This is a genomic window from Chryseobacterium edaphi, assembly GCF_025628985.1.
In the GTDB taxonomy this organism is placed as follows: domain Bacteria; phylum Bacteroidota; class Bacteroidia; order Flavobacteriales; family Weeksellaceae; genus Chryseobacterium; species Chryseobacterium edaphi.
In genome coordinates this window covers 1,108,548-1,120,042 of sequence record NZ_JAOTEM010000001.1, presented here as the reverse complement: position 1 = coordinate 1,120,042, position 11,495 = coordinate 1,108,548, and the positions used below count along the sequence as shown (strand labels likewise).

Below are 11,495 nucleotides of genomic sequence, written 5' to 3'. Positions count from 1 at the left end.
CTAAGATAGCCTCTTTTGATGATAATTGCTTATAGTGAGACAATAAATTTTCAATTGCTTTGACATTGCTGAACCAATTTTTTTATTCGGAACATCATTTTTTATAAATTCTTAATTTTAAATATTAAATTTGTAACATTAGGTATTTCACAAAGCATATGGACCCACAAAAACAATTTTTACAAAAATCTGAAGAAGCAAAAGATCTTTTTCTTCCACATCTGTCAACCGATCCCGTAGTTTTTGGTTTTGATAAAAGTGAGCTGAAAGTTCTTCTTCTTCAAATGACCTATCGTAAGCAATGGCTTTTACCTGGTGGTTATGTGAAAAAGGATGAAGATCTGGATGATGCAGCAAAGCGTGTTTTGAAAGAGAGAGCAGGAATTTCTGATGTCTATCTGGAAGAATTTGCTGTTTTTGGAAAAAATAAAAGAAGTGAGTTTTATTTTGAAGATTTTGATGATTCGCTTTGGCATAAGCAACGTTTTGTATCCATCGGATATTACGCGCTGTACAATCCTGATAATGCTAATCTGATTGTAGATGAATACAGTGACAAATGTGAATGGATCTATCTGAGTCAGCTTCCGGAAATAGATTTAGCAATGGATCATCGTGAAATTATAGAAAAAGCACTACTCGCTTTAAGAGAAAGAATAGCCTATAAACCGATTGGTTATAATCTTCTACCTGAGAAATTTACGCTTTCAGAATTGCAGAAATTATATGAAACTATTTTAGGAAAAGAACTTAACAGAGGAAATTTCTACAGAAAAATAAAGAATCTTGGAATTCTTAAAAAATTAGACGAACAGCGTCGCGGCGGTGCTCACAAATCTCCTGATCTTTATTCCTTTGACGAGGAAAATTATAAAAAAGCCTTAGAAAACGGACTGAGTAATTGGTAAACCAAAAATCCTGATTAAATTTAAATCAGGATTTTTTTATTATAAACTTAGCTGTCTCTGAAATTCTTCAACATATTTTGCCAGATGCAATCCGTCTGCTAAACCGTGATGTGCTTCGATAGATACAGGCATCAATTTCTTCCCGTCACGAATACTGAATTTTCCAAAAGTAATTTTTGGTATACATTCTTTCGGATCAAAATTGGTGGGATGAAGCAAAGCGCTGAAAGAATTCCAAGGAATTGTAGTATGTCTTATGTGATTGATCGGCAAATCGTCATTGCTGATTCCTAAACCTGTAGAGTTTTGTACAGACTGTATTTCTTTCTGCAAACCTTCATTGAAAATTTCAAAGTTTTCAGAATAATGAAAAAATGAAAAACCAAAAGTTCCGTCTGCTCTGCCGATTGTGCTTCCGCCATGAACTTCATCAAACAGAATGATTTGATCATCGACCATTCTTAGTTTCAGTTCATCTACAGAATTTACAGCAACCATCGACTTGTGAAGATAATAAGCGAAAAATGAAATTCCTTTTTCTTTTGCGTCATCATACGCTTTTGTGCATTCAACTTCTGTTGTAAATCCGAAATATGGACTTTTCATTTTAGAGAAAAATTCAAAATGTTCCTTTCTGTTCCAACTTTCAATATCTATTACCTTCATTAATTATTTTTTGCAAATTTCCGTAAGATTTTTTTATTTTAAAATTTTAAAGGAAACAAAAATCGATTTAACCACATTTTATTGTGTAGCTTCATCGAAAACCCTGAGAAAATTTTGACCGCCTATTTTTGAGATTTCATTTTCATTAAATCCTGTTTTCAGCATGGCCTCTACAACACAATAATAAAAACCTTCTTTTTGATCTTTCCATGCAAAATTGGTGCGTTCTCCTACTCTTTCTTCATATTGCTTATGGTCGGAATTTGATTTTCGTTGAGAATCATTTGTAGATCTGTATGCGGGAGTTAACTTCGTATCTGTGCCAATACAAACATGATCTATTCCCACAACATCTACCATGGCTCTCAAGTTATTTGCAAAATCTAAAGGTGTTTCTGCCAAATGTGTCCAGACTCCTATTACACTGCCCGATTCGGCAACTATTTTCGCCTGCACTTTGCTGATCAGTCTCGGACGCATCATTTTTGCCATAAATTCATTGGTTCCCAATTGAGTATCGAGTCCGGTATGAGATATTAAAATAGGTTTAGTTGAAATTTTGATTGCTGCGTTGAGGGTTTCGTTGCTTGCGTGAGCAAGATCTATCAGGATTCCTAGTCTGTTGCATTCTTTAATGATATCTGATCCGAAAGAAGTTAAGCCGCCAAATTGCGCCGGATTGGTATAAACATCACCTAGAGGAACGGAAGCATCATTGTCATGCAGTAGCCCCAGTTGTCGTAAACCTCTTTTATAAGCGATTTCTAATCGGTCTGTTTTTCCTTCAAGGAAATGACCGCCTTCAACAGATTGAATGACTGTGGGAATATGATTCTTATGCGAAAGTTTTATATCTGAAAGACTCATCGCCCGTTTCATACTATTATCAATCAGAATTTTGTCCGTCGCATCAAATCCTGCTAAAAATCTGTTGTAAGCGTCTCCGGGATTTTCCAGTTTTTGATAATCAACGGCAAATGTCATACTGATTGCTGATAAACCTGATTTTTTCAGCTCATCTGCCAAATTAACTTTTGCTCCCGGAAGTTCTTTTGAGTTTAATGGAACATCTATGTGATTATGAGTATCAATACCAATCGTATTTGCAACAATTGTTGCTATTCGAGGATCTGTTTCTGTGATTTCAGTCCATGATAATAGAGGATTAAGTAACACAAATCCACCGGCTCCTGCGACTATTTTTAGAAATTTTTTGCGTGACAAGTTGTAATCGGAGTTTTCCATAGTTTAATAAAAGTAATAGTTTATTCAGCTCGATGATTAAGAATACTTCATCGAACTTTTATTTGATTTATTTTCTACGGAATTGTTAAACCTTAAATGGATATTAAAAAAATTTATTTCCTAAACAATTACATCTAATTTTTTCTCAGTCATTTCAAACTCCTTTTCCCATTCTTCGAGTAGATTTAAGATCGGTAATAATGCCAAACCTTTTTCAGTAAGCTTGTATTCTACCCTTGGCGGAAGTTCTTTAAATTCCTGACGGGTTACAAGACTGTCAACTTCCATTTCTCTTAATTGATCGGTAAGTACTTTTCTGGAAATAACAGAAATGCGCGCAGCAATTTCACCGAACCTTAGTGTTCGGTCCTTGATGACCAACACAATAATTGGTTTCCACTTACTGCCCAAAGCTGACATGGCTTTTCCGAGCGCACAACTGCATTGCTTGATTTTTTCTTGTCTCATGGTTGGTTAAATTAGTTATTAGTTACTGCTAAGTTACTAGTTTTTTTTAACTCAATGATACAAAAGTAAACTATTATTAGTTACTTTGTGTAACAATTAAGAAATTAATCATTCAAATAAATTTTAAAATGAATATAAACGAGTTATTCACTCCATTCAATTATAAAAATCTGAATCTAAAAAACAGATTAGTAATGGCACCAATGACAAGAGCACAATCAGATAATGGCATTCCTACAAAGGAAATTGAAGATTATTATGCAAGACGTGCTGCTTCAAATGTAGGTTTGATCTTGTCTGAAGGAACAGTGATCAATAGACCTGCATCAAAAAACATGCAAAACATTCCTGACTTTTACGGAACACAAGCTTTGCAAGGCTGGAAAAACGTGATTGATGCTGTTCATAAAAATGGAGGAAAAATGGGACCTCAAATCTGGCACGTTGGTGATACAAGAAGTTCAGCAGATTATCCGACAATTGAAATGGAAAAAGCTTCTACAATGTCTTTGGAGGATATTCAGGATACGATTGCGCAATTTGCTGCATCGGCAAAATCTGCAAAAGATCTTGGTTTTGACTGTCTAGAAATTCACGGAGCTCACGGTTATCTGATCGATCAGTTTTTCTGGGAAGTGACCAATACAAGAACTGATGAATATGGCGGTAAAAACATTAAAGAAAGAAGCAGATTTGCAGTGGATGTTATCAAAGCAATTAGAGCTGCAGTTGGTGAAGATTTCACAATCATCATCCGTCTTTCCCAATGGAAACAACAGGATTATAAAAGCAGATTGGCAACAACTTCGTCTGAAATGGAAGACTGGCTTTTACCATTGAAAGAAGCGGGAGTTGATATTTTCCACTGTTCACAACGCCGTTTTTGGGAACCGGAATTTGAAGGTTCTGATTTAAATTTTGCCGGTTGGGCAAAGAAAATTACTGGTCAACCAACAATTACAGTGGGTTCTGTTGGTTTAAAAGGTGATTTCATGAGCGCATTTGCAGGTGAAGGAAGCGAAAAGGCAGATCTTTCGGAGTTGATCCGCAGATTTGATCGTCAGGATTTTGATTTGGTTGCTGTCGGTCGTGCTTTATTGACCGATCATCAATGGGTACAAAAAATAAAAGAAGGAAGAATTGAAGAAATTTCAGATTTTTCTGCCGAGAGTCTTAGCGTATTATATTAATTTTTGATTAAATAGTTAGTGAAGGCAGTTTCGTTTCGGAACTGCTTTTTTTATTCGGTATTTAGTAATTTAATCCTTCTTAACATTAGTATGGACAATTTTTTGATGTTAAATGGTCGTCACTTTTGCTGGGCAGAAAGAGTATGAAAAAACCGTACTAGATGTGAAGGCAATCAATATCAAACTTTAAATTAAAAAAATAATGACGATTTGGTTAATGCTTTTTAGTTGAAATTTTTTTAAACGCAAAGTCAGACAAAGAGATTAAAAAACTTTATACAGATTTAAAGTTAAAAAAAGGCATTTCACTTAATAACGAAATATAAAATTGTATTACTTAAAATAAGCGAAGCGGCTTTGTTTATCTTAAAAATACTATGAATGTAAAAAGAACTTTGTCTCTCCTTGCTTTTAAAGAAAAATAAAATATCACCACACAAACAAAATATTAAAAATGGAAAGAAGAACATTCATCAAAAACAGCGGACTTGCAGCGGCAGGATTAATGGCTTCCTCTGTGGTGCCCGCTTTTGCATCAAATTTATTTAAAGAAAATATTATGGAACAATTTGAAAATACAGGATTAGGAAAAAGATTCAGACCGAAATATAAATCTGGCTTTGGAGGTGTTGCTCTGGGAAACGGATTCAACATCAATTCCGACATCGAATGTTTACAATCTATAGAAGCAGCCTGGAATGCTGGAGTTCGGTATTTTGACACTTCGCCTTGGTACGGTTTGGGACTTAGCGAACATAGAATGGGATTGTTCCTGAAAGATAAAAAACGCGACGAATTCACACTTTCTACCAAAATGGGAAGAATTCTTAAACCTTACGATGATTTTAAATTAGATGGTCTTTGGAAAGGAAAACTGAATTTTTCTTACGAGTACGACTATTCGGCAGCAGGAGCGAGAAAAAGTGTGGAAGACAGTTTGCATAGATTGGGAATTGCTTCATTAGACATCGTTTTCATTCACGATTTGTCGCCTGACAATAAAGATATGAAGGGCGATTGGGTAAAATATTTTGATATTGCTGCAAAAGGTGCAATGCCCGAACTGATCAAGATGCGTGAAGAAGGTTTGATCAAAGGTTGGGGATTTGGTGTCAACACGATCGAACCTATTTTGAAAGCGATCGAAGTTTCAGATCCTGATATTTTTCTTTCCGCTTGTCAGTATTCATTGATTCATCATACCGATGATCTCAATAAAGTTTTCCCTAAAGCTGCCGAAAAAGATATTTCAATTGTTGTCGGAGCGCCATTATGTGCTGGTTTTCTTTCAGGAAAAGACCGTTATTTATACAATGGAGATTTCCCGGCCAGAGTGAAAGATAAATTAGCTGCCTTGCAAAGAGTTGCGAATAATCATAAAGTCGATCTCAGAACTGCGGCACTTCAGTTTGCTGCTGCTCCTGATGTGGTTTCTGGAGTGATTCCGGGAGCTCACACTGTACAACAAGCTCAGGAAAATGCCGCATCTTTTCTAACTAAAATACCTGCAAGCTTTTGGGCTGAACTGAAAAAAGAGAAATTAATTGAAGCAAATGCTCCTGTACCAAAAGGATAAACAATGGAAAAAAGAAGTAATAAATACCAACTTCAACTGAACGAAATGTCCCTTAAAGACGGTTCTTCAGCTGATAAAAAGCTGACTTTTGAATTTGAAAATCATGATGATCTGTTTAAAATAATTGATTTAATTAAATCTAAAAAAATATTTGAAGATGAACAGACTGCGAACGAATTCAGTCTCGGATTAAAACTTTTCACAGAAGTTTTAATTAAAAACGGAAAGCATCCGCTTTTTGAAGAACTGAATCCTGCAATTTCGGATTTCATGAAAAAATTAAAGAGTTATTAATTAAATAGAATTAAAAATGAATTCAGAAAAAATAGGTTTCATCGGTTTAGGAAACATGGGACATCCGATGGCAAAAAATCTTGAGAAAGCAGGATTTTCAATATCTGTTTATAACAGAACTGTTGAAAAAGCTAATGATTTTAAAGAAAAATCAAAAGTTTCTAAAAGTGTTAAAGAATTAGTTCAGGACAGCGACGTAATTTTCACCATGTTGTCTCATGATGATGCTTTAAGAGCAGTTTATGAAGAAGTTTTAAAAATCAACATCTCCGGAAAATTATTTATTGATATGAGTACCGTTTCTCCCGAAGTTTCGAATGAAATCGGGAATGCTTTAAAAATAAAAGAATCCTCTTTCATTGATGCTCCTGTCGCAGGAAGTACAAAACCAGCCGACGAAGGGACTTTAATTATCATGGTTGGAGGTGAGGAAAAAGATTTGGAAAGAGCAACTCCGTATTTAGAAAAACTCGGAAAGAAGATTAAACATTTAGGCAAGAACGGGAAAGGTTTGGCTGCGAAATTATCTGTTAATTATTTCATTTCGGCTTTATATCAAGGTTTGGCGGAAACCATTTTATTCTCAGACAAATTGGGGATTAAGAGAAAGGATATGCTTGAAATCATCAATGAAAGTGCAAGCGGAAGCGGTGCCACGAAAGTGAAAACACCTTTGTTGGTTGAAGATGATTACAAACCTGCTTTTTCTTTAGATTTAATGTTAAAAGACATTTTGCTGGCTAAGAATGCGGGTGCAGATTTTCCGTTGGCTCAAACACTAATCGAAACATATCAGTCTGCTCAGAACGAAGGTTTCGGAAAAGACGATGTGATAGGAATTATTAATTATCTTAAAAAAGAAAAATAATAAAACTATTAACTGATTAGATTTTGCGAAGAAAATCAGCTCTCCCGTCTTCGTTCTTCCAACTTAAACAATAAAACAATGAAAGACTTTAAAACAATATTTTTCTTTTTAAAACTTCCGATTGCCGTTTCTTTGGCAGGACACGGAATGGTAAGAATTCCCAAGTTGCAGATCTTCACAGACGGAATGGTAAAATCAATGGAAAAATCGGCGATTCCTGAAGCGTTGATGACACCTTTCGGATATATTTTGCCTTTTCTGGAAGCGATCGTAGGAATTTCTCTTTTGATTGGTTTTAAACCTAAACTGACAATCTATACTGCTATTTCACTGATGACAATTTTGATTTTTGGAAGCAGTTCGGTCGAAAACTGGTCGGCTATTGAAGCGCAACTACTCCATTCTTTATATCTTTTTGTGCTTTTGTGGTTTTATTTAAAATATAATTTTGAAGAAAACCCAACAATTATATAATTTATATGTTGAGTATTGAGAGAGCAAAGAAACTTTTTCATAAATCAAAAAACAAAGATACTGGTATCAGTCTTTATGATTTGAAAAGTAATTTGAGAAACATTAATTTTACACTATATTTTTTCAAATGTTTGACGTTCTCATTTCCCATATTCAGAATAAAGTTGAGTTAACTGATGATCAGAAAGATGCTTTACAGTCATTTTTTATCGTTAAAAAACTTCGTAAAAAGCAATTTCTGTTGCAGGAAGGTGAGATTTGTACCCATCTTTCTTTTGTGAGTAAAGGTTTACTCAAATCTTATTTTGTCGATGAAAAAGGAAACGAACATATCAATATGTTTGCTTTTGAAGGTTGGTGGATCTCTGATTTCAAAAGTTTTATCAGTCAGGAAAAAGCAGTTTTGAATATAAATGCCGTTGAAGAAACCGAATTGTTAATGATCAGTCTTGAAGATTACGAAAAACTGATGATTAAAATTCCAGTAATGGATCGCTATTTCAGGATTTTGTATCAGAACAGTTTAGTGACAAAAGATTATCGGTTAATTGCATCAAACAGCTATACAGCTGAAGAAAAATATCTCGAACTATCTCAAAAAAATCCTGAAATGATCAAAAGAATTCCTCATAATTTAATTGCTTCATTTTTGGGTCTGGCTCCGGAAACAGTCAGCAGAATTCGCAAAAAGTTATTATTGAAAGGTTAGATTTAAACTTAAAAGATAGACCTACAACTATCAATCATCAACGAAAACTCATGACTTAGATCAAGTGCATTCGATTCCAATCACCATAGCTTTGTAGAAGAAATTTTACAAAATGGAAAACAATAAAATGGCATTAGTCGTTGGTGCCACCGGAATTACAGGAAGCAATCTTGCCAACGAACTTATTTCTCAAGGCTGTACAACCTACGGAATATCCAGAAATACAAACAATAATATCGAAGGATTAATTTCAGTAAAAGCGAATCTTTTAGATAAGGTTAGTTTGGAAGCTGCATTAGAAAACATTGCCCCTACTCATGTTTTTTTCACAACCTGGATGCAGAATGATACTGAAGAAGAAAACATCCGTATCAACAGCGCTTTGGTTAGAAATCTTTTGAATGTTTTGTCTCCTAGAAAATCGTTGCAGCACGTTGCTTTGGTGACAGGATTAAAGCATTATTTAGGACCATTTGAAGCATATGCAAAAGAAGGAAAACTTCCCGAAACTCCTTTGAGAGAGGAGCAGCCAAGACTTCCTTTACCCAACTTTTATTATGCTCAGGAAGATGAAGTATATGCTGCTTCGGAAAGAGATGGTTTCACCTGGAGCATTCACAGACCTCACACAGTAATCGGTTATGCTATAGGAAATGCAATGAATATGGGAACAACTTTGGCAGTTTATGCAAGCATCTGTAAAGAAACCGACAGAAAATTTATCTGGCCTGGATCTTCCGCACAATGGAACGGAATTTCTGATGTGACAGACGCAAGAATTTTAGCAAAACAGTTAGTTTGGGCATCAACGGCAGAAGAAGCGAAAAATACTGCATTTAATATTACAAACGGTGATATTTTCCGTTGGAAATGGTTATGGTACAGATTGGCAGATTATTTTGGAGTGGAAGGAGTTGGCTTTGAAGACGAAATCAAACCTCTCGAAAAAGAAATGCAAAACGATCAGGAAATCTGGAGTAAAATAGTTCAGAAATATGATTTAAAAGAAGAAAATATAGAACGATTGTCTTCAGCTTGGCATACGGATTTGGATTTGGGAAGACCGCTTGAAGTGATGACAGACATGACCAACAGCAGAAAAGCAGGATTTACTGAATTTCAGAATACAGAAGAATCATTCTTTGATTTATTTAAAAAATTAAAAGAAGAAAAGATTATTCCCTAAAATATTTATGAGAAAGAGTTGTTTTAATCAGCTCTTTTTTTTGTTTAAGAAAAATTGTTCCTTTGTGAAACAGACTAATTGGGATTTTATGAAAAAATCGGAAGCAACACGCCAAAATATTCTTCAAAAAGCATTTGAATTAATTTACAGTCACGGTTATCAAACGACCAGTGTTGATGAGATCATTGCTACGACACAAGTTACAAAAGGAGCTTTCTATTATCACTTTAAAACAAAGGATGAAATGGGTTTGGCAATTCTGAATGAATTGATGATTCCCAAATTTAAAAATACTTTTACTGAACCATTTCAAGTTGATGTAAATCCGTTAGATACAATTTATAATATGATGTATTATTTATTAATGGAAAGCGAAGATTTGAAGGTTGAATACGGTTGTCCTGCTTCCAATTTTACTCAGGAAATGGCACCGTGGAATGTTGATTTTACCAAAGCTTTGAACCAACTTTCTCTGCAATGGGAAAATACAATGATTAATGCAATTGAAAAAGGAAAAATTAATGGTGAAATTAAGACCGATGTTAGCGCAAAGGAAGTGGCAGTTTTTGTATTATCAGGATATTGGGGTGTTCGGAATTTAGGGAAATTGGAAAACTCAAAATCAGTTTATCTTATTTATTTAAAAGGACTTAAGAGTTATTTTGAAACATTAAAATAATTTTATCTTTGAAAACATACTATTTAGTATTTTTTTATTTTATCTTTGCTACATCTTAAAATTTAATAATGTATCAAACACTTACATTTTTACACTCCATTTTTCGCTGGTTGGTTTTATTGAGTTTACTCTACTCTATTTTCAGAGCATATCAGGGTTACTTTTCTGATAAAATCTTTTCAAAAACAGACGATTCCGTCAGACACTGGACGGCGACCATTGCACATATTCAACTGGTTTTGGGAATCACCTTATATTCTCAAAGTCCCATTATCAAATATTTTTGGAAGAATTTCACCGAAGCCCGAGAATCTTTTGACTTATTTTTTTTCGGATTGATTCACATTTCACTGATGCTTATTTCCATTATTCTAATTACCATTGGTTCCTCCATTTCAAAAAGAAAGACCGATGACAGGGAGAAATTTAAGACAATATTAATTTACTTCGTTATCGCTTTAGTGATAATTTTCATCGCTATTCCGTGGCCATTTTCACCGCTTGCCAACAGACCTTATTTCAGATAATTATGATTGATTTATTTAAAACAAAAATCGGACGCCTGAGAATCATTGCCATTCTTGAAGGAATTTCGTTATTAACATTAGTATTTATCGCCGTCCCTTTAAAATATGGATTTGATAATCCCGCTTTCGTCAAAATGATGGGACCGATTCACGGTTCATTATTTCTGCTTTTTTTATTCAATACGTTAAGTGTTGGTATAGAACAAAACTGGAAGTTTAAAGAAACAACCTGGAAAGTTCTTTTAGCGTGCATCATTCCGTTCGGAACATTTTATATCGATAAAAAAATACTAAGCAAACTATGAAGAATATCTTGATTTTCTGTGGAGTAATCTTATTGATTTATGTTGTGTACAGAGTTTATCAATATCAGACTTTGGACGATGGTCTAGACAAATTGATTAAAAACGGAGCCGTAATTTTAGATGTAAGAACAGAAAAAGAATTTGAAACCGGACATATCGCTGGCTCACAGAATATTTCTTTAGGAACAATCCGTGAAAGATATCATGAACTTGACCCTAATAAAACGTATATCACAGTCTGTTCGCACGGTTTGAGAAGTGTAAAAGTCGAACATATTTTAAAAGAAAAAGGTTTCAAAAAGGTTTACAACGGCGGTGCGTGGAGTGATTTGCAGAAAAGTCTTGAACAAAAGTAATTTGGTTAGGTTTTTGAATATTCAGAGACACACTAATCATCACG

At 34.4% G+C, this 11,495-nt stretch carries 15 protein-coding genes; 12 read left to right on the top strand and 3 right to left on the bottom strand.

What is annotated here, in order from left to right:
• Positions 1–158 precede the first annotated feature (158 nt).
• Positions 159–908 (top strand): NUDIX hydrolase, encoded by a 750-nt coding sequence (locus tag NZ698_RS05280; RefSeq protein ID WP_263002038.1) that lies wholly within the window; start codon positions 159–161, stop codon positions 906–908.
• A gap of 39 nt (positions 909–947) precedes the next feature.
• Here NZ698_RS05280 and NZ698_RS05275 read toward each other — a convergent pair whose 3' ends face one another.
• The 3 genes from NZ698_RS05275 to NZ698_RS05265 all read right to left on the bottom strand — a co-directional run bounded on the left by NZ698_RS05275 (position 948) and on the right by NZ698_RS05265 (position 3,287).
• Positions 948–1,574, bottom strand: a complete 627-nt coding sequence (locus NZ698_RS05275) for a chloramphenicol acetyltransferase (RefSeq protein ID WP_263002037.1) — start codon at positions 1,572–1,574, stop codon at positions 948–950.
• Between the two features lie 78 nt (positions 1,575–1,652).
• On the bottom strand, positions 1,653–2,819 hold the full coding sequence (locus tag NZ698_RS05270; protein WP_263002036.1) for a dipeptidase: 1,167 nt from the start codon (positions 2,817–2,819) through the stop codon (positions 1,653–1,655).
• Between the two features lie 120 nt (positions 2,820–2,939).
• Positions 2,940–3,287 (bottom strand): winged helix-turn-helix transcriptional regulator, encoded by a 348-nt coding sequence (locus NZ698_RS05265; RefSeq protein ID WP_263002035.1) that lies wholly within the window; start codon positions 3,285–3,287, stop codon positions 2,940–2,942.
• 128 nt (positions 3,288–3,415) lie between these two features.
• Here NZ698_RS05265 and NZ698_RS05260 point away from each other — a divergent pair, with 128 nt between their 5' ends.
• The 11 genes from NZ698_RS05260 to NZ698_RS05210 all read left to right on the top strand — a co-directional run bounded on the left by NZ698_RS05260 (position 3,416) and on the right by NZ698_RS05210 (position 11,451).
• Complete coding sequence (locus NZ698_RS05260) at positions 3,416–4,477, top strand: NADH:flavin oxidoreductase (RefSeq protein ID WP_263002034.1); 1,062 nt, start codon at positions 3,416–3,418, stop codon at positions 4,475–4,477.
• A 454-nt stretch (positions 4,478–4,931) separates the two neighbouring features.
• Positions 4,932–6,053 carry an aldo/keto reductase gene (locus NZ698_RS05255; protein ID WP_263002033.1) on the top strand — a complete coding sequence of 374 codons (1,122 nt, stop codon included), beginning with the start codon at positions 4,932–4,934 and terminating at the stop codon, positions 6,051–6,053.
• 3 nt (positions 6,054–6,056) lie between these two features.
• The gene (locus NZ698_RS05250; RefSeq protein WP_263002032.1) at positions 6,057–6,347 is read left to right on the top strand and encodes a DUF3861 domain-containing protein; all 291 of its coding nucleotides are present in this window, start codon (positions 6,057–6,059) and stop codon (positions 6,345–6,347) included.
• Between the two features lie 16 nt (positions 6,348–6,363).
• A complete protein-coding gene (locus tag NZ698_RS05245) occupies positions 6,364–7,215 on the top strand; it encodes an NAD(P)-dependent oxidoreductase (protein ID WP_263002031.1) in 852 nt (283 codons plus the stop codon).
• Between the two features lie 78 nt (positions 7,216–7,293).
• Positions 7,294–7,689: a MauE/DoxX family redox-associated membrane protein gene (locus tag NZ698_RS05240; protein ID WP_263002030.1), complete on the top strand. Its 396-nt coding sequence runs from the start codon at positions 7,294–7,296 to the stop codon at positions 7,687–7,689.
• Between the two features lie 127 nt (positions 7,690–7,816).
• Entirely contained in the window at positions 7,817–8,398 is a 582-nt protein-coding gene (locus tag NZ698_RS05235) for a Crp/Fnr family transcriptional regulator (protein WP_263002029.1), read from the top strand.
• 112 nt (positions 8,399–8,510) lie between these two features.
• Positions 8,511–9,584 (top strand): SDR family oxidoreductase, encoded by a 1,074-nt coding sequence (locus tag NZ698_RS05230; protein WP_263002028.1) that lies wholly within the window; start codon positions 8,511–8,513, stop codon positions 9,582–9,584.
• An 88-nt stretch (positions 9,585–9,672) separates the two neighbouring features.
• On the top strand, positions 9,673–10,263 hold the full coding sequence (locus NZ698_RS05225; RefSeq protein WP_263002027.1) for a TetR/AcrR family transcriptional regulator: 591 nt from the start codon (positions 9,673–9,675) through the stop codon (positions 10,261–10,263).
• A gap of 68 nt (positions 10,264–10,331) precedes the next feature.
• A complete protein-coding gene (locus NZ698_RS05220; protein ID WP_263002026.1) occupies positions 10,332–10,790 on the top strand; it encodes a hypothetical protein in 459 nt (152 codons plus the stop codon).
• A 2-nt stretch (positions 10,791–10,792) separates the two neighbouring features.
• Positions 10,793–11,095: a DUF3817 domain-containing protein gene (locus NZ698_RS05215; RefSeq protein WP_263002025.1), complete on the top strand. Its 303-nt coding sequence runs from the start codon at positions 10,793–10,795 to the stop codon at positions 11,093–11,095.
• Positions 11,092–11,451 (top strand): rhodanese-like domain-containing protein, encoded by a 360-nt coding sequence (locus tag NZ698_RS05210; protein WP_263002024.1) that lies wholly within the window; start codon positions 11,092–11,094, stop codon positions 11,449–11,451. The genes NZ698_RS05215 and NZ698_RS05210 overlap by 4 nt, the downstream gene beginning before the upstream one ends.
• Positions 11,452–11,495: the final 44 nt, after the last annotated feature.